The sequence below is a fragment of the Mesorhizobium sp. B2-4-19 genome (assembly GCF_006441315.1).
Lineage (GTDB): Bacteria > Pseudomonadota > Alphaproteobacteria > Rhizobiales > Rhizobiaceae > Mesorhizobium.
Window position 1 is genome coordinate 70,877 of sequence record NZ_VFUV01000014.1, and the last position, 25,731, is coordinate 96,607.

Genomic DNA, 25,731 nt, shown 5'->3' on the forward strand with positions numbered 1-25,731 from the left:
GGTCCCTACTCCGCCGCGATCAGGCTCTCGTCCTGAACGCCATCCGGCTTCGGCCCGCCATAGGCCCAGTCGAGCAGTTTGATGGTGTGCACCACCGGCATGCTGGCGGCCGACCCGATCTGGGTGATGCAGCCGATGTTGCCGGTGGCGACGATCGAGGCGCCCGTCGCCTCGATATTTCTGACCTTACGGTCGCGCAGCTTTGCCGAAATCTCGGACTGCAGGATGTTGTAGGTGCCGGCCGAGCCGCAGCACAGATGGCCCTCGCGCGGCTCGCGTACGATGAAGCCGGCCTTGGCCAGCAACTCCTTCGGCTGGCGGATGATCTTCTGGCCGTGCTGCATCGAACAGGCGGAGTGATAGGCGACGACCGTGCCCGGCCTGCGCACCGGCTCGGGCATGTCGAAAGCGGCCAGATATTCGGTGACGTCCTTGGCCAGCGCCGAGACGCGCGCGGCCTTGCCGGCATAGGCCGGATCGAGCCGCAGCATGAAGCCATAGTCCTTGATCGTCGTGCCGCAACCGGACGCGGTGATGATGATGGCGTCGAGCCCGCCCTGGTCCATGGCGCGTGTCCAAGCATCGACATTCTGTCTTGCCGAGGCCAGTGCGGCCTCTTCGCGCCCCATATGATGGACCAATGCGCCGCAGCAGACCTCGCCGGGCGGCACCACCACCTCGACGCCGAGGCGCGTCAGCAGCGAAATCGTCGTGTCGTTGATGGCGGGATCAAGCACCGACTGCGCGCAGCCGGTGAGAATGGCGACGCGACCCTTTTTGGCCCCCTGCGCGGCATGGATGCCCGGCGAGGCCATCGGCGAGGCTGCCGGGATCGATGCCGGCGCGAGCTTGAGCATCGCGCCAAGCGGTCTTAGGGCCGGGACCTTCTCGAACAGGCCGATGAAGGGCTTGCCGAGTTTCGCCAGCTTGAGAGCGGCGCGAAAACGTTGGGGATAGGGCAGCACGAAGGCCAGCATGGCGCGCGTCAGGCGGTCGAGCAGCGGCCTGTGATAGGTCTCCTGGATGTGGGCGCGGGCGTGATCGACCAGGTGCATGTAGTTGACGCCCGAGGGGCATGTAGTCATGCAGGCAAGGCACGACAGGCAGCGGTCGATATGGGTGACGATCTCCTTGTCGGCCGGACGGCCGTTCTCCAGCATGTCCTTGATCAGGTAGATGCGCCCGCGCGGTGAATCGAGCTCGTTGCCGAGCGTCACATAAGTCGGGCAAGTGGCGGTGCAGAAGCCGCAATGCACGCATTTGCGCAGGATCTTTTCCGATTCCGCGACATGCGGGTCGGCGAGCTGGTCGGATGAGAAATTCGTCTGCATCGCTGATGTCCTAGGCCATGCGGCCGGGATTGAGGACGTTCTTCGGGTCGAATTCCTGCTTCAGCCGCTGGCTGAGCGCTGCCAGCGCCGGCGGCTGCGGCTCGAACACCGGCAGCGCGGCGCGATGGGCGGGGGCGGCGCGCACCAGCGTCGCATGGCCGCCGCCATGTTTTCGCAACAGCCCGCGCAGCAGAGCGGCTTCCGGACCGCCCTCCTCCATACGCAACCACACCAGCCCGCCCTGCCAGTCATAGAAGGCGCTGACGGCGGCCTGCATGCGCAAGGTCAGCACCATCTGGTGGCCCTGGGAAGGTGTCATCGACACGCGCCAGACCGGTTTTTCGCTGCTGTCGGCGAAAGGCCTGATATCGCGCACGTCGCGCCAGATCAGCCGCGAAGCCTCGCCGGCAATCTCCTCCAGCGGCCCGGCCTTGCCGAGCAGCGTCTTCAGCGCAGCGATGCGATAGACGACGGAAGGGCCAAAGCCCTCGACCCTAAGCAGCGTGGCAGCGTCGCTGCCGAGCGCGCCGCCGGCTACGCGTGCGGCGATCCGCTCCGGCAGATGGGCGGCACTCGACACTTCCGCGCTGGAGCCGAGTGCCAGCGCCATGGCGCTCGCCGCGGCGTCGTCAAGCAGGCCACGAACCGCGAGCGTCACCTCGGTCTCGGCGGCAGGAAGCACCTTGAAGGTGACGTCGGTGAAAACGGCCAGCGTGCCCCAGCTGTTGGCCATCAGCTTCGACATGTCATAGCCGGTGACATTCTTGACCACGCGGCCGCCGGATTTGAAAGCTTCGCCCCGGCCTGACACGACGTTGATGCCGAGAATATGATCGCGCGCCCCGCCCGCTTTCAGCCGGCGCGGACCGGAAAGGTTCGCACCAAGCACGCCGCCGATCGTGCCCTTGCCCGGCTCGCCGCCGAGCAGCGGGTTGTAGTCCATCGGCTCGAAGGCAAGCTGCTGGCCGTTGTCCGCCAGCAGCTTTTCGATCTCGGCCAAAGGCGTGCCGGCCTTTGCCGACAGCACCAGCTCGGCGGGTTCATAAAGAGTGACGCCGGTGAGTTTCGACAGGTCGAGCGTGTGCTCCGTCTGCAACGGACGGCCGATGCCGCGCTTGGAGCCGTGGCCGATAATTTCGAGCGGCGTCTCTTCCGCCACCGCCCAGGCAATGGTGGACAGGACTTCGCCTGACGTGGTCGGGGTCAAAGTCGTCAAAGCCTGTGCTCCCTGAGCTTCTCGAGCACGGCTTCGCCCCTTGGCGACAGCCGGTAACCGATCTCGAGGCTCTCGGTGAGCCCGAGTTCCTTGAGCTTGCGGACATCCTGTTTGAACTTCAGCGTCTCGATGCCGGCCTTGGCCGCCAGGTCCGCCGCCCGCACTTCCGGATGGGCGTCGATTGCCCGCAGGATCGACGGGAAATAGCCAGGCGCCGTCTTGTCCCAGCGGGCAAAGCGCAGGGTCAGGGCGTGCCAATCCGCATCTGACAAGGAGGCCTCGGCGCGCAAGGCAACCCGCTCGTCGGGCTCAAGACCGGTGAGTTCGATGCGATAGACCAGGGTGCCGTCATCAGGCCCAAGCATCTCCCGCAGGGCCGCGAGTGTCGGAAAGCCAGCCGCGCTCGCGTCCTTTTCCGTCAGTGCGGACATGTCGACGACCGTGACATCGCCGATCAGCACGACGCCCGACGCCGTTCTCACCCGCCCACCAGCCTTGACCGTCGGCCGCCGCCAGCGGCGAAAGGCGAGCGTCACTTCGCCCGACGCAATGGCCGCAAGGATCTGGTCCCGGAACAGCATCCTCTCAAAACCTCGGAATATCCGGAAACGCCACCTGCCCCCTGTGCACATGCATGCGCCCAAGCTCGGCGCAGCGGCGCAGTTGCGGGAAGACTTTTCCCGGGTTGAGCAGGTGATTGGGGTCGAAGGCGCATTTGACGCGCATCTGCTGGTCGAGATCGACCTGGTTGAACATTTCCGACATCAGGTCGCGCTTCTCGACCCCGACCCCATGTTCCCCCGTCAGCACGCCGCCGACCTTGACGCAGAGGCGCAATATGTCGGCGCCAAAACTTTCGGCCTTGTCGAGTTCGCCGGGAACATTGGCATCGTAGAGGATCAGCGGATGCAGATTGCCGTCGCCGGCGTGAAAGACATTGGCGACGCCGAGACCGTATTTTTCCGACAGCTCGCGCATGCCGGCGAGCACGCGCGGCAGTTCCTTGCGGGGGATGGTGCCATCCATGCAGTAATAGTCGGGCGAGATGCGGCCGACCGCCGGGAAGGCCGCCTTGCGGCCGGCCCAGAAGCTCAGCCGCTCCTGCTCGGATTGCGAGATGCGGCAGGTGGTCGAGCCGTTGCTTATGGCGATCGCCTCGACAGCGGTGATGAGGTGATCAACCTCGACGCCCGGCCCGTCGAGCTCGACGATCAGCAACGCCTCGACATCGAGGGGATAGCCGGCGTGGACGAAATCCTCCGCCGCGTGGATCGCCGGCCGGTCCATCATTTCCATGCCGCCGGGAATGATGGCGGCGCCGATAATGTCGGCGACGCACTGGCCGCCCTGCTCGCTGGTCGGAAAGCCGATCAGCAGCGCGCGCGCCGTTTCCGGTTTCTTCAATATGCGGACCGTGACTTCGGTGACGACGCCGAGAAGGCCTTCGGAACCGGTCATCACGCCAAGCAGATCGTAGCCTTCCGCATCGAGATGGCTGCCGCCGAGCCGCACCACCTCGCCATTCATCAGCACCATCTCGATGCCGAGCACATTGTTGGCGGTGAGGCCGTATTTCAGGCAGTGCACGCCGCCGGAATTCTCCGCGACATTGCCGCCGATCGAGCAGGCGATCTGGGAGGATGGATCGGGGGCATAGTAAAAGCCCTCCTGCTCGACGGCGGTGGTGATGCCGAGGTTGGTGACGCCCGGCTGGGCGACGACGATGCGATTTGGAAAATCGATCGCCAGGATGCGGTTGAAGCGGCTCATCACCAGAAGCACCGCGTCTTCCAGCGGCAGCGCGCCACCCGACAGCGAGGTGCCGGAACCGCGCGGCACGACGCGGATGTTGCGGTCGTTGCAGTATTTCAGCACGCGGGAGACCTGCGCCACGGTCTCGGGCAGAACGACGACCAGCGGCAATTGCCGATAGGCGGTCAGGCCATCGCTCTCAAAGGCGCGCATGGCATTGGCCGCGTCGACCACGCCCTCGCCCGGCACGATGATGCGCATGTCGGCGACGATCTCGTCGCGCCGGCGCTTCGTGGCGTCGTCTGGTTTCGGCATGGCCAGGCCGGACATCAGCAGCCTCATTTTGCTTGACTGGTCAAAATCTTTTACCAGTGAAGCGCGCTGGTTGCAAATGCCGTGGTGATGGGAGGCTCCCGCGTCGGGCCAGGACGGGCTTCCGCAGCGGCAATCTGCCGCTATTCGCCCGGGTGCTTGGCCGGCTCGGAATGCATCCGGCGCACGCGACGCACGCCCCACCAGACCAGCAGGATGGCGACCGGCACTGAGGCGGCGGTGACGACTTCCGGCGCGAAAGCATGGCCGAAGATCGAGGCACCCTTGGCGACATAACCGATGAGGCCGACGACGTAATAGGAGACGGCGGCGACCGAGAGTCCTTCGACGGTCTGCTGCAGGCGCAGCTGCAGCCGCGCGCGGTTGTTCATCGAGGCGAGCAGATCGCGGTTCTGCTTCTCGACCTCGACATCGACCCAGGTGCGCAGCAGCGTCGTGGCGCGGGTCAATTTGCGCGACAGATTGGCCTGCCGCTCCTCGACAGAACGGCAGGTGCGCATGGCAGGTGCGACCCGGCGCTGCAGGAACCCGCCCCAGGTGTCATAGCCGGGCACGGCCTCTTCCTCGAGCGCTTCCAGCCGCTCGACGACGATGCCGTCATAGGCGCGGCTGGCGCCGAAGCGGTAGAGGCTGGAGGCGGCGTCGGCCTCCAGTTCGGCGGCAAGTTCGGTCAGGTCGGCGAGCAAAGTCTGGCTGTCACGGGTCTCGGCAACCTTCATTTCCAGCGTGGTCTGGGCGAGCCTGTCCTCGATGCGGCGGGCGCGGCCGGACAAGGTCAGCGCCAGCGGCAGGCCGAGCATGGCGAGCGTCCGGTAGGTTTCGATGTCGATCAGCCGCTGCGACAGCGCCCCGGTGCGCGCCGGCGTCAGGCCGCGGTCAAGCACCAATATGCGGGTCATGCCGTCGCCATCCTGGCGGAAATCCGTGACGATGGCCGCATTGCCGCGCTCGACCAGCGAGTAGCACAGGCTGGTCGGGTCGAAAGCGGCGATCAGCCGCTCGCTCGCCTGCGTCCATTTGCGGATCTCGAGCCGGATACCAGAAATGACGGTGCCCGGCGGCGAAAAGCCGTTGCCGAAGGGTGTGTCCTCCTGCGCCCTGCCGCTTTCGGAAAGCGGGCCTTCCCACAGATAGGTCGAGAACTCCGTATGCCGTTCCCAGCGCAGCGAGCCCTTGCCCCATTTCATGGCGTGATGGCGGGCCTGACGGTCGGGCGCGGCGATGCCAAGACGCCGCGACAGTTCGGAAAGCACGGCATGGTCGACGCCGGAGCCACCCTCGGTCATGAAGGCGAGTTGCACCAGGACGCGCGGCTTTTCGATGAGCGGATGCGGCCTGGCATGGACCTCGCCCAGCGCGCCGGGCCGGCCCTCATGCGCGGGGAAACCCATGACGCTGCCCTTGGCGCGCGGCTGGAATTCGAGATTGGACGGGTCGTCTGACACGGCTTGTCCCCTGGGGGTTCTCTAGACCCTCTTGCAGTCGCGTCCTCTAGAGCCAATAGGCTGACGACGCAAACAACAAAGTTTAGCCAGAGATGATATTGCGCCGGGCGGCGAAACCGACACGCTTCGACCAATTGGATAAATAATTTGACCAGTTGGCGACGCAGGCTTTATCCTGCGCGACACCGGTTCAATTCCCAGGCACAGCTGTTGAGCGATATTTTTTCCAGGATCGAGCATTCGCGCACAGCCGACGAGGTGGTGCAGCAGATCGAGAGCCTCATTCTCGAAGGCGTGCTGCGCACCGGCGACCGGCTGCCGGGCGAGCGCGAACTGGCACGCCAGTTCGACGTATCGCGGCCGATCCTGCGCGACGCGCTGAAGGCGCTGGAAGGGCGCGGGCTGCTGACGACCAAGGCCGGTGGCGGCACGCATGTCGCCGACATCATCGGCCAGCTGTTCACCAAGCCGGTGGCCGACCTGATCTCCATGCATCGCAAGGCGGTGACCGATTATCTGGAATACCGCCGCGAGATCGAAGGCATAGCCGCCGAATACGCGGCGCGGCGCGCCACCCCGGAAGACCTGGCGCTGCTCGACCGCATCATGGCGCGCATGGACGAGGCGCATCGCATCGGCGATTTCGACGACGAGGCCGAGATCGACGTCGAGTTCCATCAAGCGATCTGCGAATGCGCGCACAACATCCTGCTCTTGCACACGCTGCGCTCCTGCTACCGGCTTTTGTCGGAAGGCGTCTTCCAGAACCGGCTCTTGGTGTTCACCGTGCCTGGCGCGCGCGAGGCGCTGCTGGCGCAACACAAGGCAATCCACGCCGCGGTCAAGGCCGGCGATCCCAACGCTGCCCGGCACGCGGCAATGGACCACATGACCTATGTCGAGCGGTCGATGGCCGAAGCCGAGCGCAGCGGCGACTGGCAACGCGTGTCACGGCTGCGGCTGCGGCAGCGTTCGGAAGCCGGCGATGCCGAACCGGCGCGCAGACGCTCCTAGTGAATAAGATCAAGCGGGGACCATCATGAGCGACATTCTCACCATCGCGGACCTCAAGGATCTCGCCCGCCGGCGCGTGCCCAAGATGTTCTTCGACTATGCCGATTCCGGCGCCTGGACCGAGAGCACCTATCGGGCCAACGAGGAAGACTTCCAGAAGATCAAGTTCCGCCAGCGCGTCATGGTCGACATGAGCAACCGCTCGCTGGAATCGACCATGATCGGCCAGAAAGTTTCGATGCCGGTGGCGCTGGCGCCGACCGGCCTGACCGGCATGCAGCACGCCGATGGCGAGATGCTGGCGGCGCAGGCGGCAGAGGAATTCGGCGTGCCTTTCACCCTGTCGACGATGAGCATCTGCTCGATCGAGGATGTCGCCTCTGCGACGACGAAACCATTCTGGTTCCAGCTCTATGTGCTGCGCGACAAGGATTTCGTGCTCGATTTGATCGACCGCGCCAAGGCGGCGAAATGCTCGGCACTGGTGCTGACACTCGACCTGCAGATCCTCGGCCAGCGCCACAAGGACGTGCGCAACGGGCTTTCGGCGCCGCCCAAGATGACGCTGGCCAACATCATCGACCTAGCCAGCAAGCCGCGCTGGTGCTTGGGTATCGCCGGCACCAAGCGCCGCACCTTTCGCAACATCGTCGGCCACGCCAAGGGTGTCGGCGACGTCTCTTCGCTGTCGTCCTGGACAAACGAGCAGTTCGACCCGCAGCTGTCGTGGAAGGATGTCGCCTGGATCAAGGAACGCTGGGGCGGCAAGCTGATCCTCAAAGGCATCCTCGACAAGGAGGACGCGCTGATGGCGGCCAAGACCGGCGCCGACGCGATCGTGGTCTCCAACCATGGCGGGCGCCAGCTCGACGGCGCATCGTCCTCGATCATGGCGCTGGAAGAAATCGCGGACGCGGTCGGCGACAGAATAGAAGTGCATATGGACGGCGGCATCCGCTCCGGCCAGGACGTGCTGAAAGCGCTCTGCCTCGGCGCCAAGGGCACCTATATCGGCCGCCCATTCCTTTACGGCCTGGGCGCGCTCGGCAAGGAAGGGGTTACCAAAGCGTTGGAAATCATCCGCAAGGAGATGGACATCACGCTGGCTCTGTGCGGAAAACGTCTGGTCACCGACATGGGCAAGGACCAGCTCCGGCGCTAGGGTCCGGTGACAGCCTGACCACGGAGACCACGACGCGTTGGCGGAACCCGGCATCCATTTTCTCGACGCGCATGGGCCGGAGGGTGTGCGACTTTACGCAATCGGCGACGTGCATGGCCGGCTCGACCTGCTGGCAGCCATGCACCAGCGGATCGAGAGCGAGCTGGAGCGGCAACCGGTTCGCGACTGGCGGGTGATCCATCTCGGCGACTATGTCGACCGCGGACCGGACTCCAAGGGCGTCATCGATTTCCTGATCGCGGCGCGGGAACGCGATCCGCGCCATCTGATGCTGGCGGGCAACCACGACATCGGCTTTCTCGATTTCCTCAGGACCCCCGACCCGGAAGGGCTTTTCATGCGCTATGGCGGCGTCCAGACGGCACTGTCCTATGGCGTGTCGCTGACCACCGACGCCAGCTGGTTCGGCAAGATGGAGACTATGAAGCGCGGACATCAGGCCCTGCTCGAGGCCACACCGCCGGGCCATGTCGATTTCCTGCGCTCGCTGCCGTTCTCGCTAACGTTCGGCGATTTCTTCTTCTGCCATGCCGGCATCCGGCCAGGCATTCCGCTGGACAAGCAGAACCCGCAGGACCTGATCTGGATCCGCGACGTTTTCCACGATCACACCGGCCTGTTCTCAAAAATCGTGGTGCACGGCCACACACCCGTCCCCGAGGCCGAAGTGATGGCCAACCGCGTCAATGTCGACACGCTTGCCTGGCAATCAGGCATGCTGACCGCCCTCGTCGTCGACGAGGCGGACAAACGCATCCTGGAAATGGCTATAAAGGGAGCTTGAGCCCAGCTACGTCGCAGGGATGCGTCGCGAGAGGGCCGGCTTTTTTAGCGAAGCGAGGCGGTGACGCCGTAGCCGTCGACGGCGTTGTGGTTGTTGGCGGCATCGGCGGAATAGATGCCGAGACCGCACAGCACGATGGCGGACAACATGGCAAAGGACAGAAGCGCTGCTTTCACGGACGTCATCTCTTGTTGAGCTTCCTGCATCTGTGCACCAGGCGGTTACCAATGCGTTGAAACGGAGAATTCGCTTCAAAGTTTCGACGATTTCGCGCTTCTAGGCGCGTTCTGTATCGGAGGTGTGTCGCACGGGTCACACAAAAGGTTCATCCCGGTTGCACAGCCGATGCAGAGCGCGCGCCTTCTAGGATGGCGGTCGGACACAAGCCAAGGATGAAAGGGGTTTTTCCCAGCCGGTTTCACGGCTGCGTGCCAATTATGTCACGCGGAGCGCCAGGGGCAGGCTCTTAGATCGTGTAGATCGTGGCCACCCAGGCGCGGGCAATCGCCATGCCGGCGGCATCGGCGTCGGGTCCGTTAAGGGCCATTTCGCCATCGAGCTTGTCGGCCCAATCGGGATGCCGCGAAGCGATGGTCGACGCGAAGGAGGTGCTCCAGTCCTTCACCATCGGCCGGTCGGCCTCGAAATGGAACTGGAAGCCATAGATGGCGCGGCCGACACGGAACGCCTGGTTTTCGGCGACTTCGTTGCCGGCCAGCCGCACGGCGTCTTGCGGCAGTTCGAACGTGTCGTCGTGCCACTGGAAGATCGGGAATTTTTCCGGCAGGGCGCCCAGCACCGGGTCGGCCTTGGCGTCCGACGTCAGCGACACGCCGCGCCAACCGAATTCATTGGCGCCGCCGATGCGGTTCTCGCCGCCGAAGGCGCGGGCGACCAATTGGCTGCCAAGGCAGATGCCGAGCACGGCACGGTCCTTGCCGGCGAAATCGCGGGTAAGTTCGAGCAGTGCGGGGAAATAGGGATATTCATCATCGGCCAGCGCATTCTGGCCGCCGCCGAGCACGACCATCGCATCGTGCCCGTTCGCATCTTCGGGAAGGGGATCACCCTTGTAAGGGAGGCGCACGTCGAGATCGGCGCCGGCTTCCGCAAGGGCGGCACCGACCTGGCCGAGGCCGGTATTGTCGTAGTTCTGGACCACCAGCACCCGCATCGCAAAACCCTGCTGACATGAAAAAGATGCCACGAGCGATATCATGCCGCCCGCATTGCAGCCAAGATCGTATTCTGGGAGAGAACTATGCCACTGCAGAACCGGGTCGATCCGTTCGGCGCCATCCACGCCGTGCCCGAGCGCGGGCTGTTCACCGGCAATCGCGGCATCATCCACGATCCCGCAACCAAGACGCTGCTGAGGAAGCGCTGGGCGCTTCAGGCCTGGATCATCTGCGTATGCCAATTCCGCAATGTCCGGCGCGAGCCGATGGGCAAAAACCGTCCTGGCGGCAAGGCCGGCTGGACCGAGTTGTTCTTCCTCGACGAGGTGACGGCGATGGCCGCCGGTCATCGGCCCTGCTTCTTTTGCCAGCGCGAACGGGCCAGGGATTTTGTCGGCCGCTTCGGCGAAGCCTTCGGCATTGCCGAGCCCCGCGCGCCACAGGTCGACAAAAGGCTGCACAAGGAGCGGCTGGCGTCGGGTGGCAAACGCCCTGCTGTGGCGATGCATGAGCTGTCCAGCCTGCCCGACGGCGCGGTGGTCGCCACTGGCGGCAACGCCTATGCCTTGCGTCACGGCAAGGCGTTGCGTTGGTCCTTCGCCGGATATGGCCCACCCGCCGGTCTTGGCCAGCTGGAAGACAAGGCGCTTATGCTGCTGACCCCGGAGACAACGCTTGCCGTCCTGAAGCATGGCTTTCGTCCGGTGTGGCATCCGTCGGCCGAGGCTTGACGCCAGCCGCCGGCTCGCTCATTCCTCGGCGATGCGCGCCAACTACAAGATGCAACGTCTGTTCGTGCCCGACGACCTCGAGCTGGATGCCGAGTTCGACGCCGACCAGCAGCAGAGCCATTATCTCATGCATGTGCTGCGGCTTGGCGAAGGCGCCGAAATCCTGCTGTTCAATGGCCGCGACGGCGAATGGTCGGCGGCCATCGCGGCGAAGTCGAAGAAGGCAATCAAACTCAAGGTCTTGGCGCTGCAACGGCCACAGCCACCCCTCCCCGACCTCATCTATTGTTTCGCGCCGCTGAAGCAAGGCCGGCTCGATTATCTCGTGCAGAAAGCGGTCGAGATGGGCGCCGGCGTCCTGCAGCCCGTCATCACGCAGCACACGCAAGTGGCCAAGCCGTCCATCGATCGGCTGCGCGCCAATGTCGTCGAGGCCGCCGAACAATGCGGCATCCTGGCGGTGCCGGAAGTGCGCGAGGCAGAAAAATTCGAACGCCTGCTGACCGGCTGGGACAAGGAAAGGCGGCTGGTCTTCTGCGACGAGGACGCCTCGACCAACAACCCGCTGCCTGCCTTGCGGGCCGTAAAAGAGAAGAAGCTCGCGCTGCTGGTCGGGCCGGAAGGCGGCTTTTCGGATGACGAGCGCAAGATGCTGCGCGCCCTGCCCTTCGTGACCGCCATTCCGCTCGGTCCGCGTATCCTGCGCGCCGACACGGCGGCGGTGGCCGCACTTGCGGTGATGCAGGCAACCGTCGGAGACTGGTAGGACGCGATGTCTTGCAAGAGGCCGCCCGGTTCGTGGCCTTCAATTCCTCTTGACCTGTGGCTCAGGATTTTTCGCTTGATCGGCTACTGACATTTCGTCCATTTACCGCCGGCGGTCGCCCGACCGCCTTCTGAGGGCTTGATCATGGCGCGCGACACAACCGATTTCCGGCCGATCGAAGGCGTCGACGAACTCGTCGACCACCTGGCCGAGGGCAACAAGCCGCGCGACAAGTGGCGCATCGGCACCGAGCACGAGAAGTTCCCCTTCTATGTCGACGGCAACGCGCCCGTGCCCTATGGCGGCGAGCGTGGCATCCGCGCCATCCTCGAAGGCATGCAGTCAAAGCTTGGCTGGGATCCGATCATCGACGACGGCCGCATCATCGGCCTGGTCGAACCGACCGGCCAGGGCGCGATTTCGCTCGAGCCCGGCGGCCAGTTCGAGCTTTCCGGCGCGCCGCTGGAGACCATCCATCAGACCTGCCGCGAGGGCAATGCGCATCTGGCGCAGGTGCGCGAGATCGCCGAGCCGATGGGCATCCGCTTCCTCGGGCTCGGCGGCAGCCCGAAATGGTCGCTGGCCGAAACACCGAAAATGCCGAAGTCGCGCTATGAGATCATGACGCGTTACATGCCCAAGGTCGGCACCAAGGGCCTCGACATGATGTACCGCACCTGCACGATCCAGGTGAACCTCGACTTCGAGAGCGAAGCCGACATGCGCCGCAAGATGCAGGTGTCGCTGAAGCTGCAGCCGCTGTCGACGGCGCTGTTCGCCAACTCGCCCTTCACCGAAAGCCGGCCGAACGGTTTGCAGAGCTGGCGCGGCGACATCTGGCGCGACACCGACAACCAGCGCTCGGGCCTGCTCGAATTCTGCTTCTCGCCCGATTTCGGTTTCGCCGACTATGTCGAATGGGCGCTCGACGTGCCGATGTATTTCGTCATCCGCGACGGCCACTATCACGACATGACGCACATCACCTTCCGCCAGTTCATGGCCGGCGGCGCGCGCAACGAAGTGCCGGATGGCCTGCCGACCATGGGCGACTGGGCGAACCACCTGTCGACGCTGTTCCCCGACGTACGGCTGAAGCGTTTTCTCGAGATGCGCGGCGCCGATGGCGGCCCGTGGCGGCGCATCTGCGCGCTGCCGGCCTTCTGGGTCGGGCTGCTCTATGACGAGGCGGCACTCGATGCAGCCGAGGCGTTGACCGCGAGCTGGACCTACAAGGAAGTGCTGGCGATGCGCAACGCCGTGCCCGAGCTCGGCATTGCTGCGCCCTTCCGCAACGCCACGCTGCGCGAGATCGCGCGCGATGTGCTGGCCATTTCGCGCACCGGGCTGAAGAACCGCGGCAAGAAAAACCGCGACGGCTATGACGAGACCTCGTTCCTCAACACTTTGGATGAGGTGGTCGCGCGCGGCACGACCAGCGCCGAGGAGATGCTTTCGGCCTACCACACGCGCTGGGGTGGTTCGATCGAGCCAGTGTTCATGGAATACGCCTATTAAGCCGGCGGCAAAAGCCGCTTCAATCGAGCATTGAAACGAATTAGGCTCCCTTCCGAGGAATTCAGGAGGAGACGCCGATGCCTACCTTGTTCGACATGCTGGCGCAGGTCCAGAACGGCAACGGCATGCAGGCGCTTGCCCAGCAATATGGGCTTTCGATGCAGCAGACACAGGCTGCGGTCGCCGCCCTGCTGCCGGCCTTTTCGCAGGGGTTGCAACGCAACACCGCCGATCCTTACGGGCTTGGCGCCTTCATGACGGCGATGGCAAGCGGCCAGCACGCCAAATATTTCGAGGACGCCACCCGCGCCTTCTCGCCGCAGGGCGTCGACGAAGGCAACGGCATTCTTGGACATTTGTTCGGCTCGAAGGACCTGTCGCGCGCCGTCGCCAGCCAGGCGGCGCAGGCGAGCGGCGTCAGCCAGCAGATCCTGCAGCAGATGCTGCCGGCGATCGCCTCGATGGTGATGGGTGGACTGTTCAAGCAGACGACAAACCAGATGCAGGCCGCCGGCGGTTTCGGCGGCGGCAACAATCCGCTCGGCGAGATCATAGAGCAGATGATGCGGCAGGGCGGCATGCAGGCGCCGGCGCCACAGCAGCGCCAGGCACCGCAGCCCCAGACCCCGATGGACAACCCGCTCGGCAAGGTCTTGCAGGACATGTTCGGCGGGCAAAGCCAGCCGCAGCCGGCACCCAATCCCTATGGCGACAATCCGCTGGGGAAGGTGCTGCAGGATATGTTTGGTGGCGGCGCGCCGCAGCCGCAGGGCCGGGCGCAGCCGCAGCAGACGCAAAGCCCCTACGGCGACAATCCGCTGGGAAGAATCTTCGAGGAGATGCTGCGGCAAGGCGGCGGGGGCGGATTTGGCGGCGGACAGCCGGCGCCGCAGCCGCAGGCACCGCAGCAGCGCCAGGCGCCGCCGCCGCAGACCAATCCGAGCGGCCGGCCAAGAAACCCGTTCGACGATCTGTTCGGCAAGATGTTCGAGCACGGCGCCCAGCAGCGTGACGACTACCAGAAGGGCGTGGAAACGATCTTCGACCAGTTCAAGCGGGACATGGACAGGCGGTAGATGCCAAAACCTGCGGCCCCTTCTGAGCAAGCCAGAAAAGAAAAGCCCGATCCTTGGGAGGACCGGGCAACGTGCAGGCAGGCCGGCGGGGAACCGGCAGGGAGTGGGGAGCCTGCATAATCCTTGGTCGCGCTGAGCCCTGAAAAGGTTCAGCAGGACCGAAATCAGCCGATCAGGCCACCTTGCGGGCGATGTCCTCGATCGTTTCGACGCGATCGCTGGCGATTTCGCGCAGGATCGCCGTCGGGTCGCGGCCGAACGGCACGTCGATGGCGACATGCAGGTCGGCGCGCGTCAGGCCGATATCGGCGAGTTCGGCGTCCGACATCTCGCCAAGGCGGTAGAAGGCGCGACGGTTTTTCCAGGCGCGGTAGAGATTGAAGACGGTATTGGCCACGCGCATCGCAACGGCCGGACGCGAGGTGATGCGCGAGGTCTCGGTGGCGAAATCGATCGTGGTCATGTCTGTCTCCTTCGGAGTCGAGCGGACGAAACCAAGCAACAGACGCTGGCGACAGCGGCCGTTCCGGCTTCGATTCACATGCCTTCATGTGGATGTCAGCAATTTGCCATCGGCCGATTGATTAATCCAACGAATGTTTTTAATCTTTACCATCAACACCAGTGATGGATCACCCGATGAAAGCGCCGCTCGATCTCGATCAGTTGCAAACCTTCATTTCGATCGCCGACACCGGCAGCTTTACGCGGGCGGCAGAAGAGGTGCACCGGACCCAGTCGGCGGTGTCGATGCAGATGCGCCGGCTGGAGGAGCGGATCGGCAAGCCGCTGTTCGAGAAGGAGGGGCGCTCCAACAGGCTGACGGAGGAAGGCGACAAGCTGCTCTCCTATGCAAGACGGCTGCTCTACCTCAACCGCGAAACGCTCGCCGCCTTCGACGACCAGCGGCTAGAAGGCACGATCCGCATCGGCACGCCGGACGACTATGCCGACCGCTTCCTGCCCGAGATCATGGCGCGTTTCACGCGCTCCAATCCACGCGTCGAACTGACGGTCATCTGCGAGCCGACACCAGGCCTGGTCGAGCACATCAAGCGCGGCAATCTCGACCTCGCGCTGGTGACGCACAATGACGTGCGCGGCCAGTCGGAAGTGGTGCGGCGCGAACCGCTGCTGTGGGTCACCTCGGCCAATCATGCGACGCATGAACAGGAGACGCTGCCGATGGCCTTTGGCCGGCCGAATTGCATCTGGCGGCGCGCCGCCGTCGATGTGTTGGACCAGCAGAACCGCGACTATCGCATCCTGTTCACCAGCTTCTCTGCGACCGTCATCACCGCCGCCGTTCTGTCGGGCCTGGCGATCTCGGTGTTGCCGGAATGCGCGCTCCGGCCCGGCATGCGGGTGCTGGGCGAAGCCGACGGCTTCGGAACCCTGCCCGACTGCCGCATCGGCATCATGCGCGGCCAGACCTCGCGGCCGGAGATCGTCGATGCGCTCGCCCGCCACATCTCGGAGAGCCTGGACAACATCTCGGTGCCGCTCGTCGAAGAGGCCGGGACATTCGATTTTGCGGCACTTGCCTACGCCAAGATCAGGCGTACCAAGGCGAACCAGATCCTGCCGGGCTGGTAGGAAGGATCGTGGCGACTTGACGCGGGGCGCCAACCAGCCCCCAATCGGCCGATGAGCGAAGCAGCATCCGAATCACGCACCAACGCCACCGAATACACGGTGAGCGAGATCTCCGGCGCGCTGAAGCGCACGGTCGAGGACGTCTTCGGCAATGTGCGGGTGCGCGGCGAAATCTCGGGCTATCGCGGCCCGCATTCCTCCGGCCATGCCTATTTCGCGCTGAAGGACGACCGTGCCCGGCTCGACGCCGTGGTGTGGAAAGGCACGATGAGTCGGCTGAAATTCCGCCCCGAGGAAGGGATGGAGGTGATCGCCACCGGCAAGCTCACCACCTATCCCGGCAAATCCAACTACCAGATCGTCATCGACAATCTGGAGCCTGCCGGCGCAGGCGCGCTGATGGCGCTGCTGGAGGAGCGCAAGCGCCGGCTGCAGGCGGAGGGGCTTTTCGATGCCGGCCGCAAACGCCGGCTGCCCTTCATGCCGCGCGTCATCGGCGTCGTCACCTCGCCGACCGGCTCCGTCATCCGCGACATCATCCACCGCATCAAGGACCGCTTTCCGCTGCATGTACTGGTCTGGCCGGTGCGCGTGCAGGGCGATACCGCGAGTGCGGAAGTGACCAATGCCGTCACCGGCTTCAACGCGCTGACCTGGGACGGTTCCATCCAGCGCCCCGATCTCTTGATCGTGGCGCGCGGCGGCGGCAGCCTCGAGGACCTCTGGGGCTTCAACGACGAGGCGCTGGCCCGCGCCGTTGCGACCTCAGGCATTCCGGTGATTTCCGCTGTCGGCCACGAAACCGACTGGACATTGATCGACCTCGTCGCCGATGTGCGAGCGCCGACACCGACGGGCGCGGCCGAAATCGCCGTGCCGGTGAAGGCCGACCTCGAAGCGACGCTGGCCAGCCTTGGCGCGCGGCTCAAGGCGGCGGTGCTGCGCAATTTCGAACGCAAACGGCAGGCCGCGCGTGCGGCGGCACGCGCCCTGCCCTCGCCCGATCAATTGCTGGCGCTGCCGCGCCGGCGCCTCGACGAGGCGACATCCAGGCTCGGCCGCGGCCTGTCCGTCAGCGTCGATCGCAAGCGGGCGCGTCTCCAGGGCCAAAGGCTGACTCCGGCCACGCTGTCGCGGCGCATCAACGAGGCGCGCACGCTGACCGGGCGTGACCTTGCCCGCGCGCAGGCGGCGTTCTTTGCCATTGTGCGCGAACGGCGCGCACGATTTTCGCGCACCGCGACGCGGCTGTCGCCGGCGCCGATCGCGCGCCGGCAAAAATTGCAGGCCGACACGCTGGCGGCGCTCGCCAGGCGGCAGGATCGGGTCATCTCGCTGCGGCTTGAGCGCCTGCGCGGCCAGTTGAGCCAGGCCGAACGCCTCTTGACCACGCTTTCGCACAAGGCCGTGCTCGCGCGCGGCTTCGCTCTGGTGAAGGATGCCGACGGCGCCGTCATCAAGCAGGCGGCTGACGTGGCATCGGGGATGGCGCTTTCGCTGGAGTTCGCCGACGGGACGGCGGACGCGGTGGCGACCAGCGGCGCGGCGCGGCCAAAGCCGGCTGCCAGGCCGGCAGCCAAGGCGAAAGAACCCGGCAATCAGGGATCGCTGTTCTGACCATGACCGACAATCCGCACCATCTGGCCACGCCGAGCGGCAAGCCGCGCGCACGCAGCTTCAGCATCGGTTTCGACGGAACGCCCGGGCCGTTCAACGCAATCACCGACGTGCCCGGCGTCACGGTCGGCTATGCGACGCTGATTTCAGGCGACGGACCGCTCGTCATCGGCAAGGGGCCCGTGCGCACCGGTGTCACGGCGATCCTGCCCAGACCGCGCGCCGACCTGGCTACACCGGTCTTCGCCGGCATCTTCAGCCAGAACGGCAATGGTGAGCTGACCGGCTCGCACATCATCGAGGAAACCGGCGCTTTCAACTTCCCGATCACCATCACCAACACGCATTCCTGCGGTGTTTCGCGTGACGGCACACTGCGCTGGATGCAACGCGTACTGCCTGCCGCGGTCGACAGCGCCTGGGGCCTGCCGGTGGCGGCGGAGACCTATGATGGGTTTCTCAACGACATCAATGGCCACCATTTGACATCAGAGCACGTTGCCCAGGCACTCGATGGCGCAACCGGCGGCCCGATCGAGGAAGGCAGCGTCGGCGGCGGCACCGGCATGATCACTTTCGGCTTCAAGGCCGGCTCGGGCACGGCGTCGCGCATCATAGGGTGGCAGGGAAATTCCTACACGGTCGGCGCCTTCGTGCAGTCGAATTTCGGCAAGCGGCGCAATTTCACCCTTCGTGGCCTGCGCGCAGGATCCGAACTCGCGGAGCCCGCGATCCGCGAAGGCACGCCACGCGCCGAAAAGGGTTCGATCATCGCCGTTGTCGCCACCGATGCGCCGTTCCTGCCGCACCAGATGAAGCGGCTGGCACGCCGGGTGCCGCTGGGCGTCGCGATGACCGGCGGCTTTGGCTATCACAGTTCGGGCGACATCTTTCTCGCCTTCTCGACAGCCAATCCTGCCGCCGCACTGGCGCCGTCGGGCCGGATCGCCAAGGCCGATTTCATTCCCGATACAGACATCGATCCATTCTTCGATGCGGTGATCCAGACGGTGGAGGAATCGATCCTTAACGCCCTGGCCGCCAATGACGACATGACCGGGCGCGACGGCAATTTCGTGCCGGCGCTGCCGAAGGCGTGGGTCAAAGAGAAATTCGGGCTGAAAGAAACGTTCGGCTGAGACGACAACGCGGGCCGAAGGGCCCGCGCATTCAGACAAACACAAACAGAGAGTTCCGGGTAAGATCTATTCCGCGGCCTTGCTGGCCGCATGCTGGTGCTCGTCGGCCTCGGCGGCTTCCTCGAGCCGGGAGGCAATGAGTTCCTGGATGTCGCCGACTTCTTCCTGGATATCCTCCAGGGGAATACCGACTTCCGCAGCCTTGGCGGCACATTCCCTGGCCAAGGTCTCGGCCTGCTTGTCGATCCTGGCCTGGGACTGGCAATGGACCTTTTCGCCGATCCATCCCCGCAAGAACTCGATCGCGTGTTCACTCATACTGCTGTTTCCTGGCGGCAAAGCCGGTTGGTCATCATAAACGTCGGCATCCCGCAAAGGATGCACCCTCCCATTCCAGCCGAGTCGCGGCCAGCCGGCAAGTCAATGCCGTGCAGGGTCCACAGAGCCGAAGGAAATCGAGGGTTCAAGCACATTTCTGATTCTGGAGGGTTGCTTCCGTGAGCTGGATCAACCCAGCTTCGCGCCACTGTTTCTATTTGCTTTTCCGGTTTTCCAGCCGATTTTTCGTCACAAATGATGGCGCAATGCGTAACATATTTTTACAGCCGCTCCGCAGCGGCTGCGCTGGGCGCGCCGGTCGAAGCCGCCGCTATATAGTGATATCCCCATGCAATGTCGACTCCCGTCGATCTTGCCCGTCTATCTTGCGCGCGGGATGCGGAAAGTCGCACTCTCCAGCACCATCAGAAGGTCTCAACCCAGGGCCTGAGCTCCATTTCCCAGGTCCAGGCGCTGCGGTGCTGGCGATGGATGGAGAGATAGGCCTCGGCGATCGCGTCCGGGGACAGCCGGCGATCCTGCGGCCCAGGCTCCTGTCCGGACGCGGCCGAAGCAATGGTGCCATCGATGATGAAATGCGCGACGTGGATGTTCTTCGGCGCCAGTTCACGGGCCATGGACTGGGCCAGCCCGCGCAAGCCGAATTTTGGCATGGCAAAACCGGCGGAGCCGGCGAACCCCTTCACGCTGGCCGTCGCGCCGGTGAAAAGGATCGAGCCCGATCCTCGCGCGACAAGCCGGCGAGCCGCCTGCTGGCCAACCAGGAAGCCGCCATAGGCGCCAACCAGCAAAGCCTGACGGACGGCCTCGGGATCGAGTTCGGCTATTGGTCCGCGGGCGCGTCCGCTGGCGTTGAAAATCACCAGCGAGAGCGGACCGGCCTTGTCGGCGACATCGAACAGGTGCTCCACCGACGCGGCATTGGAAACATCCGTTGCCACGGCCTGCGCGCCGGTCTCGGCCTGCAAGGCACCAAGCTTCTCAATGTTGCGGGCGGCCAGAACGACGCTGAACCCATCCTTCGCGAGGAGGCGCGCCAGCGAGGCGCTCAAACCGGAACCCGCACCGGCGATAATTGCGACATTGGATGTCATGAAACCTCTCCTTCTTTTCACGGACCGCGGTCGATGGCTGGCGAATGACTGTGGTGAAACTTGCCGGATCAGCGCGGCGACGGCAACGCGCAACGTGGCTAGAAAAAGGCCGGGCGCGAAACCGGCCCGGCCAAAAAGAAGGTCATAACCTTCAGAGGGGAACACCGCTCGGCGAAATGGGAGGAAAACACCGAACGGATTTTGCTCTTTTGAACCGATTCGCGGACGGATACGACGAATTGTTTTCCAAAGATCGGGCAGAATGGCGAAAATCCTGTCCTTTCTTACAGAAGCTCAGCCAACCCGGCTTTCCCCTTCGAGTAGATCCGCATAGTGGCGTCGCGCGACGTCGGGATGCGAACGCAGCCGGCTTTTCAGCACATTGGTTCCGACATCGCGAAACAGCGGATTGTCCGGATCGCTGGCCGGCCCGCGCGCCTGCGCCGCCAGTTCCTCGGAAAGGCCAAGCAGCGGGATCGTCGCATCGAGCCTGGCACTGAAGAAGAACGGCACCGAAATGCGCTCGACGCCGGCGGGCGGCGTCACCACGCGATGCACGGTCGCGCGCAAATAGCCGTTGGAGGCCAGTTCGAGCAATTCGCCGATGTTGACGACGAGCGTGCCGGGGATGGGGTCTACATCCACCCAGCTGCCGTCATAATCGACCTGCAGCCCCTTATTGTCATCCTGGAGCAGCAGCGTCAGGAAGCCACCATCCTTGTGCGCGCCGACACCCTGGTCGCCGCCGGTTGCATCACGGCCGGGGTAGCGCACGATCTTCATGCGATGGTTGGGCTCGCTGCTGTAGATCGAATCGAAGGTATCCTCGGGCTGATCGAGCGATTGTGCGAAGGCTTTCAGCAGCCGGATCGCCACGGCCGTCACCTTGCTCTGCCAGGCAAGCAGAGCCGGTTTGAGATCCGGCAGCGCCGCGGGCCACTGGTTCGGTCCCTGAAGCCGCGTCCAGGCGGGAATTCCCGGCCCTTGCGCGATTGCCTGGCGTTCGACGCCGATGTCGAGTTGCTCGCGCCAGTCCTCCTTGCCCTTGGTCAGTTCGCCGCCGGCGCGGGTGTAGCCGCGAAACTGCGAGGACTTGACCATCTCGATCACCATCTTGTCGGCCTCCGGCAAGGCAAAGAACTGGCGCGACGCGGTGAGCACCTCGCTGATCTCCGCCCAGGAGATGCCATGCCCGGCCAGATAGAAAAAGCCGATGTCGCGCGAGGCGGAACGAAGATCTTCCAGAAATGTCCGGCGTTCCGACGCGCCTTGTTCAAGACGGCTCAGATCGAGCACAGGCACTATTCTGGGCATATCAAGCTCCTTTCCCAGTGCTTTCCGGATGTTGCTTGAAATTTCTGTCCGAAAAACCCAGCCGATTGAACATGCAGGCACTTTTGCGCGACCATAGCCGCCATCATTGCGCGCTAGTCTTATCGACTTCGGATGGCCTGGAAAGGAACGATCGGCCCTTCAGCGCGGCCGTGACGAACAATTTTTCCATTCGCAGGGACAAGCGGACGATGATCGGGTCCGAGGGAATTCAGGCGAAGCGGAGCGGCTCCGCCTCGCTCGGCGGCTGCTTCGATAGCACCGTCCTTTCAGCCCGCAAGTACAAGGCGGAAGGGCGAAATCGTGCCAGTCGTTCGGCGATTTGATTGGGCCACGTCACGGCAACAGTCCGCCGCATTATCAAACACTATGAAAAGCCCAGCGATCGGTGATGTAATCATCTCTTCATTGTTGACTAAAATTTATATTTCTGTAATAAACTCCACAGCACGGGAGACTATGGATTTCGGGGAGGCCGATGGCGATACGCGATGTTCTGATGCGTGGGGATCTGGCGCTGACGCCGTCGGAAGAGAAGATCGTCCGGTTGCTCTTGACGGACTATCCGACCTCTGGCCTTGGCACTGCCTCTTCGCTCGCGCGGCGCGCCGGGGTGAGCGATCCGACCGTGGTCCGGCTGGTCGTCAAGCTCGGCTATGAAGGCTTTCCGGATTTCCAGGCAAAGCTGCTGGCCGAGGTCGAGGCCAGACTGCATTCGCCTTTGCTGATGATGGAGGCGAAGCGGCAAAGCGGCTCCAGCGACAGCGCCGTGCTAGCCTATCTCGATTCCGTCACCGCGGCGCTGCAGAAAGCCACCGCCGCGACGCCGGTGCAGACCTATGAGCGGGCCGCCCGCCTGCTGATGGAGGCCAAGGGCGAGATCGTGCTGGTCGGCGGCCGATTCAGCCGCCACATCGCCGGCATGCTGACCGGATATCTCGGGCAGTTCCGCACCGGCGTCCGCGATCTCGGCGTGCTCTCGCCCCAGGCATTCGACACGCTGGCCGATCTTGGCCGTCGCGACGTGCTCGTCGTCTTCGACTATCGCCGCTACCAGCTCGACGTGATGGCCTATGCAAGCCAGGCGGCGGCACTCGACGTGCGCATCCTGCTTTTCACCGACCAATGGCTGTCGCCGATATCGGATCTCGCCGAAGTCACCATCGTCAGTCCGTTGGAAGTCGCCTCGCCCTACGACACGCTGGCGCCGGCGATCGCGCAGATGGAAGCGCTGACCGCCCACATCGTCTCGACGCTGGGCGAGAACGCCCGGGCGCGCATCGAGAGGATCGAGAAAGTGCGGCACGCCAATGCGGTGACGCTCGACAGCGACCCGCAAGCGAACGGCGCGCGCCAAACATCCGGGCGGCGCAAGACACCCGGACCCAAATCAGCAAAGCAGGACGGCCAGGCATGACGCAAACCTTACCGAAGCAGGCCTTACCCAAGCGAGACGAAGCCTTCCGTGCCGGCGAGACGGCGCTGCTGCTCGTCGACATGCAGCGCATCTGGCTGGAGCCGGGCGCCGATCCCTCGCACCCGGAGCGCGGGCCCGACCATTATTTCTACCGGCAGACATCCTCGCAGACGATCCCCAACCAGGAGCGGCTGCTGGCGGCGGCGCGCGCCAATGGCGTCGAGGTGCTGCACACCATCATCCAGAGCCTGACCGAGGACGGTCGCGACCGCTCGCTCGACCACAAGCTGACACCGATCCATGTCGCGCCGAGCCTCCCCGAAGGGCTGCCGGTGGCATCGCTGGCGCCGGTCGGCGACGAGATCATGCTGCCGAAGACCTCGTCCGGCATCTTCAACTCGACCAATGTCGACTATCTCCTGAAGAACCTCGGCATCCGCTACCTCGTCGTGGTCGGCGTGCTGACCGATCAATGTGTCGACATGACAGTGCGCGACGGCGCCGACCGTGGCTATCTCGTCACCTGCGTGTCGGACGCCTGCGCCACCATCACCCAGGAGCGCCACGACACCGCGCTGAAGGCCTTCGGCGGCTATTGCTGGGTCACCGACACCGACACCGTCGTCGACCGTTTCAATGCTTTGGGAAAAACTGCATGACATCGACCGTCGAGCCGCTCGTTGCCGTCGTCACCACGGATCTCTGCGCAATCACGCGGGGCCGCTTCGTTGTCGAAAGCCGATTGCAGAAGACCGCCGCGACAGGTGTCGGCTGGCTGCAGGCCAATCTGTCGATGACGCCGTTCAATTCGATCGTCGTTCCCAACCCCTGGGGCTCGTCGGGCGATCTGCGGCTGATCCCCGACCTCAAGGCGCGCTTCCGCACCAGACGGACCGGATCGGCGACACCGTTCGACATGGTGGCAGGCGACATTGTCGAGCTCGACGGCAGCCCATGGCTCGGCTGCACACGCACCATGCTCAGCGACGCGCTGGCGGAGCTGAAAGCCGCGACCGGCCTTTCCGTCATCGCTGCCTTCGAGCATGAATTCCAGATCGCCGATGGCGGTTTCGCGCCGGCGCATTCGATGTCCTTCGCGGCGCTGCGCCGCACCGATCCGTTCGCCCCCAATCTGATGGCGGCGCTGGAGGAAGCGGGCGTCGGCCCCGAAGTGGTCATCGCCGAATTCGGCGACGAGCAGTTCGAAGTGACGCATGAGCCAGCCGACGCGCTGACGGCGGCCGACCGCGCCGTGGCCATCCGCGAAATCACGCGTGAAGTGGCGCGCAATGCCGGCTGGCGCGCGAGCTTCGCGCCCAAGACCGCGCCAAATGCCGTCGGCAATGGCGTGCACATCCATTTCAGCTTCGTCAACCAGGCCGGCAAGCCGGTGACATACGATGCGGCGCAACCTGGCGGCCTGTCCAGCAAGGCCGGCACCTTCTGTGCCGGCGTGCTGCGTCATCTGCCTGGTATCACCGCCATGACGGCGTCGAGCGTGTCGTCCTTCTACCGGCTGAAACCGCACAGCTGGAGTTCGTCCTACACCTGGCTCGCCGACCGCGACCGTGAAGCATCGCTGCGCATCTGCCCGACGGTGACGATCGGCGGACGCGATCCGGCACGGCAGTACAATATCGAATACCGGGCGGCCGACGCCACCGGCAACCCTTACCTGTCGCTGGCGGCGATCATCCGCGCGGGGCTGGAAGGGCTGAAGGCCGACCTGCCATCGCCGCCGCTGGTCACCGGTGACCCAACGATGATGAACGAGGCGGAACGGGCAGAACTCGGCCTGGTGCGGCTGCCGGAGACCTTGCCGGCGGCGCTGGATGCGCTTCTGGCCGACAAGACCGTGACGGGATGGTTCGCGCCAATCTTCATCGAGACCTTCGTCGGCCTGAAGCGACATGAGGCCGAGCGGCTGGCCGGCCTCGATCCGGCCGCCATCTGCGATCTCTACCGGACGCTTTATTGATGGCCATGCAGACTGGCAGCGGCTTGCTCCGTCAACAAGATTGGCCCGACGCCGTCGAGGTTCTCAACGAGCACGGCCGCAGCGATATCGTCCTGTTGTGCGAGCATGCTTCCAACCACATGCCGGCGGAATATCGCCAACTCGGCCTCGATGCCGGCCATCTGCAGCGCCACATCGCCTGGGATATCGGCGCCGCCGAGGTGACGCGCCTGCTGTCGGCACGGCTCGATGCGCCGGCCTTCCTCAGCGGCTATTCGCGGCTGCTGATCGACCTCAACCGGCCGCTGGACGCTCCCAGCAGCATTCCTGTGCTGTCGGAAGACACCGACATTCCCGGCAATGTCGGCATCGATGCGGCGGAACGGGAGCGGCGCGCCAAAATCATGTTTTCACCGTTCCATGAGCGAGTGGCAGCGCACCTCGATCAACGCGTGGCCGCTGGCAGGCCGACGCGGATCCTGACGATCCACTCCTTCACGCCGGTGTTCCTCGGTGCCGCCAGGCCATGGCACGCGGGCGTGCTGCATGCGCATGCGGCCGATCTCGCCAAAGCTATCCTTTCGGGCCTGCGCACGGACGCGGCGCTCAACGTCGCGGCCAACGTGCCCTATGTGATCAGCCGCGACGCCGACTACGCCGTGCCTGTCCATGGCGACGATCGCGGCATTCCCGCTGTCCTCGTCGAGATCCGGCAGGATTTGCTGGCGAACCGGGCCGGCATTGAGGAGTGGGCGAACCGGCTGGCGGCGGCGCTGCCCGCGCACGAGACGGAGACGGTTTCGTGACGACCAGCGCCTGACGCGGTGGCAGCCGATGTGAACTGAGCCGCGGAGGAGCCAGACCCATGGCCATGCGAAAGCCCACGCCTGTGGCGGAGGCGCGGGCTTTCGTC

The 25,731-nt window shown here is 64.6% G+C and carries 26 protein-coding genes; 15 read left to right on the top strand and 11 right to left on the bottom strand.

From position 1 onward, the window contains the following. Positions 1–5: 5 nt before the first annotated feature. The 5 genes from glcF to FJ546_RS22005 all read right to left on the bottom strand — a co-directional run bounded on the left by glcF (position 6) and on the right by FJ546_RS22005 (position 6,077). Positions 6–1,331 carry a glycolate oxidase subunit GlcF gene (glcF, locus tag FJ546_RS21985; protein WP_140891254.1) on the bottom strand — a complete coding sequence of 442 codons (1,326 nt, stop codon included), beginning with the start codon at positions 1,329–1,331 and terminating at the stop codon, positions 6–8. A gap of 10 nt (positions 1,332–1,341) precedes the next feature. Next, positions 1,342–2,547, bottom strand: coding sequence for an FAD-binding protein (locus tag FJ546_RS21990; protein WP_140891255.1), 1,206 nt, complete (start codon positions 2,545–2,547; stop codon positions 1,342–1,344). Then, positions 2,544–3,128 carry an ASCH domain-containing protein gene (locus tag FJ546_RS21995; protein ID WP_140891256.1) on the bottom strand — a complete coding sequence of 195 codons (585 nt, stop codon included), beginning with the start codon at positions 3,126–3,128 and terminating at the stop codon, positions 2,544–2,546. The genes FJ546_RS21990 and FJ546_RS21995 overlap by 4 nt, the downstream gene beginning before the upstream one ends. Before the next feature lie 4 nt (positions 3,129–3,132). After that, positions 3,133–4,629: an FAD-linked oxidase C-terminal domain-containing protein gene (locus FJ546_RS22000; RefSeq protein WP_140891257.1), complete on the bottom strand. Its 1,497-nt coding sequence runs from the start codon at positions 4,627–4,629 to the stop codon at positions 3,133–3,135. 125 nt (positions 4,630–4,754) lie between these two features. Beyond that, complete coding sequence (locus FJ546_RS22005) at positions 4,755–6,077, bottom strand: DUF3422 family protein (protein ID WP_140891258.1); 1,323 nt, start codon at positions 6,075–6,077, stop codon at positions 4,755–4,757. Between the two features lie 210 nt (positions 6,078–6,287). On the opposite strand from FJ546_RS22005, the gene FJ546_RS22010 reads away from it, so the two are divergent. The 3 genes from FJ546_RS22010 to FJ546_RS22020 are packed head-to-tail and all read left to right on the top strand — an operon-like array spanning position 6,288 to position 9,058. After that, complete coding sequence (locus FJ546_RS22010; protein ID WP_140891259.1) at positions 6,288–7,091, top strand: FCD domain-containing protein; 804 nt, start codon at positions 6,288–6,290, stop codon at positions 7,089–7,091. A 25-nt stretch (positions 7,092–7,116) separates the two neighbouring features. Then, the gene (locus tag FJ546_RS22015) at positions 7,117–8,253 is read left to right on the top strand and encodes an alpha-hydroxy acid oxidase (protein WP_140891260.1); all 1,137 of its coding nucleotides are present in this window, start codon (positions 7,117–7,119) and stop codon (positions 8,251–8,253) included. A gap of 37 nt (positions 8,254–8,290) precedes the next feature. Next, the gene (locus FJ546_RS22020; protein WP_140891261.1) at positions 8,291–9,058 is read left to right on the top strand and encodes a metallophosphoesterase family protein; all 768 of its coding nucleotides are present in this window, start codon (positions 8,291–8,293) and stop codon (positions 9,056–9,058) included. Positions 9,059–9,102: 44 nt separating this feature from the next. Here FJ546_RS22020 and FJ546_RS22025 read toward each other — a convergent pair whose 3' ends face one another. Beyond that, positions 9,103–9,243 (bottom strand): hypothetical protein, encoded by a 141-nt coding sequence (locus tag FJ546_RS22025; protein ID WP_162034344.1) that lies wholly within the window; start codon positions 9,241–9,243, stop codon positions 9,103–9,105. A 281-nt stretch (positions 9,244–9,524) separates the two neighbouring features. After that, positions 9,525–10,232, bottom strand: coding sequence for a type 1 glutamine amidotransferase (locus FJ546_RS22030; RefSeq protein ID WP_140891339.1), 708 nt, complete (start codon positions 10,230–10,232; stop codon positions 9,525–9,527). An 87-nt stretch (positions 10,233–10,319) separates the two neighbouring features. Here FJ546_RS22030 and FJ546_RS22035 point away from each other — a divergent pair, with 87 nt between their 5' ends. The 4 genes from FJ546_RS22035 (at position 10,320) to FJ546_RS22050 (ending at position 14,327) form a co-directional block, all read left to right on the top strand. Continuing rightward, entirely contained in the window at positions 10,320–10,967 is a 648-nt protein-coding gene (locus FJ546_RS22035; RefSeq protein WP_140891262.1) for a hypothetical protein, read from the top strand. A 31-nt stretch (positions 10,968–10,998) separates the two neighbouring features. Continuing rightward, positions 10,999–11,733, top strand: coding sequence for a 16S rRNA (uracil(1498)-N(3))-methyltransferase (locus FJ546_RS22040; RefSeq protein ID WP_140891338.1), 735 nt, complete (start codon positions 10,999–11,001; stop codon positions 11,731–11,733). A gap of 144 nt (positions 11,734–11,877) precedes the next feature. Further along, positions 11,878–13,251 (top strand): glutamate--cysteine ligase, encoded by a 1,374-nt coding sequence (locus FJ546_RS22045; RefSeq protein WP_140891263.1) that lies wholly within the window; start codon positions 11,878–11,880, stop codon positions 13,249–13,251. Positions 13,252–13,328: 77 nt separating this feature from the next. Continuing rightward, on the top strand, positions 13,329–14,327 hold the full coding sequence (locus tag FJ546_RS22050; protein ID WP_140891264.1) for a DUF937 domain-containing protein: 999 nt from the start codon (positions 13,329–13,331) through the stop codon (positions 14,325–14,327). Between the two features lie 172 nt (positions 14,328–14,499). Here the strand turns inward: FJ546_RS22050 and FJ546_RS22055 are convergent, their stop codons facing one another. Continuing rightward, on the bottom strand, positions 14,500–14,790 hold the full coding sequence (locus FJ546_RS22055; RefSeq protein WP_140891265.1) for a DUF1127 domain-containing protein: 291 nt from the start codon (positions 14,788–14,790) through the stop codon (positions 14,500–14,502). A gap of 176 nt (positions 14,791–14,966) precedes the next feature. On the opposite strand from FJ546_RS22055, the gene FJ546_RS22060 reads away from it, so the two are divergent. From FJ546_RS22060 to FJ546_RS22070, 3 genes are read left to right on the top strand one after another with little or no spacing between them, the layout of a single operon-like run. Further along, positions 14,967–15,923, top strand: a complete 957-nt coding sequence (locus tag FJ546_RS22060) for a LysR substrate-binding domain-containing protein (protein WP_095771355.1) — start codon at positions 14,967–14,969, stop codon at positions 15,921–15,923. 51 nt (positions 15,924–15,974) lie between these two features. Next, complete coding sequence (gene xseA, locus FJ546_RS22065) at positions 15,975–17,540, top strand: exodeoxyribonuclease VII large subunit (protein WP_140891266.1); 1,566 nt, start codon at positions 15,975–15,977, stop codon at positions 17,538–17,540. Positions 17,541–17,542: 2 nt separating this feature from the next. Beyond that, positions 17,543–18,679, top strand: coding sequence for a P1 family peptidase (locus FJ546_RS22070; protein ID WP_140891267.1), 1,137 nt, complete (start codon positions 17,543–17,545; stop codon positions 18,677–18,679). A gap of 66 nt (positions 18,680–18,745) precedes the next feature. Here FJ546_RS22070 and FJ546_RS22075 read toward each other — a convergent pair whose 3' ends face one another. The 3 genes from FJ546_RS22075 to FJ546_RS22085 all read right to left on the bottom strand — a co-directional run bounded on the left by FJ546_RS22075 (position 18,746) and on the right by FJ546_RS22085 (position 21,426). Then, positions 18,746–18,997, bottom strand: a complete 252-nt coding sequence (locus tag FJ546_RS22075; protein ID WP_044549455.1) for a DUF768 domain-containing protein — start codon at positions 18,995–18,997, stop codon at positions 18,746–18,748. Positions 18,998–19,422: 425 nt separating this feature from the next. Next, positions 19,423–20,112 carry an SDR family NAD(P)-dependent oxidoreductase gene (locus FJ546_RS22080; protein WP_140891268.1) on the bottom strand — a complete coding sequence of 230 codons (690 nt, stop codon included), beginning with the start codon at positions 20,110–20,112 and terminating at the stop codon, positions 19,423–19,425. Between the two features lie 294 nt (positions 20,113–20,406). Next, entirely contained in the window at positions 20,407–21,426 is a 1,020-nt protein-coding gene (locus FJ546_RS22085; protein WP_140891269.1) for an isopenicillin N synthase family oxygenase, read from the bottom strand. A gap of 35 nt (positions 21,427–21,461) precedes the next feature. Between FJ546_RS22085 and FJ546_RS22090 the strand changes: the two genes are divergently transcribed. The 5 genes from FJ546_RS22090 (at position 21,462) to FJ546_RS22110 (ending at position 25,624) form a co-directional block, all read left to right on the top strand. After that, positions 21,462–21,770, top strand: a complete 309-nt coding sequence (locus FJ546_RS22090; protein ID WP_140891270.1) for a hypothetical protein — start codon at positions 21,462–21,464, stop codon at positions 21,768–21,770. A 152-nt stretch (positions 21,771–21,922) separates the two neighbouring features. Further along, the gene (locus FJ546_RS22095) at positions 21,923–22,861 is read left to right on the top strand and encodes a MurR/RpiR family transcriptional regulator (RefSeq protein WP_140891271.1); all 939 of its coding nucleotides are present in this window, start codon (positions 21,923–21,925) and stop codon (positions 22,859–22,861) included. Further along, entirely contained in the window at positions 22,858–23,520 is a 663-nt protein-coding gene (locus FJ546_RS22100) for an isochorismatase family cysteine hydrolase (RefSeq protein WP_140891272.1), read from the top strand. Before FJ546_RS22095 ends, FJ546_RS22100 begins: the two co-directional genes overlap by 4 nt. Beyond that, entirely contained in the window at positions 23,517–24,839 is a 1,323-nt protein-coding gene (locus FJ546_RS22105) for a glutamine synthetase (RefSeq protein ID WP_140891273.1), read from the top strand. The genes FJ546_RS22100 and FJ546_RS22105 overlap by 4 nt, the downstream gene beginning before the upstream one ends. After that, positions 24,839–25,624, top strand: coding sequence for an N-formylglutamate amidohydrolase (locus FJ546_RS22110; protein WP_181168036.1), 786 nt, complete (start codon positions 24,839–24,841; stop codon positions 25,622–25,624). The genes FJ546_RS22105 and FJ546_RS22110 overlap by 1 nt, the downstream gene beginning before the upstream one ends. The last annotated feature ends 107 nt before the right edge of the window (positions 25,625–25,731 follow it).

Coding starts and splice junctions, on each gene's coding strand:
- glcF (WP_140891254.1), bottom strand. CDS start 1,331: ATGCAGACGAATTTCTCATCCGACCAGCTCGCCGACCCGCATGTCGCG.
- FJ546_RS21995 (WP_140891256.1), bottom strand. CDS start 3,128: ATGCTGTTCCGGGACCAGATCCTTGCGGCCATTGCGTCGGGCGAAGTG.
- FJ546_RS22000 (WP_140891257.1), bottom strand. CDS start 4,629: ATGTCCGGCCTGGCCATGCCGAAACCAGACGACGCCACGAAGCGCCGG.
- FJ546_RS22015 (WP_140891260.1), top strand. CDS start 7,117: ATGAGCGACATTCTCACCATCGCGGACCTCAAGGATCTCGCCCGCCGG.
- FJ546_RS22025 (WP_162034344.1), bottom strand. CDS start 9,243: ATGACGTCCGTGAAAGCAGCGCTTCTGTCCTTTGCCATGTTGTCCGCC.
- FJ546_RS22030 (WP_140891339.1), bottom strand. CDS start 10,232: ATGCGGGTGCTGGTGGTCCAGAACTACGACAATACCGGCCTCGGCCAG.
- FJ546_RS22035 (WP_140891262.1), top strand. CDS start 10,320: ATGCCACTGCAGAACCGGGTCGATCCGTTCGGCGCCATCCACGCCGTG.
- FJ546_RS22040 (WP_140891338.1), top strand. CDS start 10,999: ATGCGCGCCAACTACAAGATGCAACGTCTGTTCGTGCCCGACGACCTC.
- FJ546_RS22045 (WP_140891263.1), top strand. CDS start 11,878: ATGGCGCGCGACACAACCGATTTCCGGCCGATCGAAGGCGTCGACGAA.
- FJ546_RS22050 (WP_140891264.1), top strand. CDS start 13,329: ATGCCTACCTTGTTCGACATGCTGGCGCAGGTCCAGAACGGCAACGGC.
- FJ546_RS22055 (WP_140891265.1), bottom strand. CDS start 14,790: ATGACCACGATCGATTTCGCCACCGAGACCTCGCGCATCACCTCGCGT.
- FJ546_RS22060 (WP_095771355.1), top strand. CDS start 14,967: ATGAAAGCGCCGCTCGATCTCGATCAGTTGCAAACCTTCATTTCGATC.
- xseA (WP_140891266.1), top strand. CDS start 15,975: ATGAGCGAAGCAGCATCCGAATCACGCACCAACGCCACCGAATACACG.
- FJ546_RS22070 (WP_140891267.1), top strand. CDS start 17,543: ATGACCGACAATCCGCACCATCTGGCCACGCCGAGCGGCAAGCCGCGC.
- FJ546_RS22075 (WP_044549455.1), bottom strand. CDS start 18,997: ATGAGTGAACACGCGATCGAGTTCTTGCGGGGATGGATCGGCGAAAAG.
- FJ546_RS22080 (WP_140891268.1), bottom strand. CDS start 20,112: ATGACATCCAATGTCGCAATTATCGCCGGTGCGGGTTCCGGTTTGAGC.
- FJ546_RS22085 (WP_140891269.1), bottom strand. CDS start 21,426: ATGCCCAGAATAGTGCCTGTGCTCGATCTGAGCCGTCTTGAACAAGGC.
- FJ546_RS22095 (WP_140891271.1), top strand. CDS start 21,923: ATGGCGATACGCGATGTTCTGATGCGTGGGGATCTGGCGCTGACGCCG.
- FJ546_RS22100 (WP_140891272.1), top strand. CDS start 22,858: ATGACGCAAACCTTACCGAAGCAGGCCTTACCCAAGCGAGACGAAGCC.
- FJ546_RS22105 (WP_140891273.1), top strand. CDS start 23,517: ATGACATCGACCGTCGAGCCGCTCGTTGCCGTCGTCACCACGGATCTC.
- FJ546_RS22110 (WP_181168036.1), top strand. CDS start 24,839: ATGGCCATGCAGACTGGCAGCGGCTTGCTCCGTCAACAAGATTGGCCC.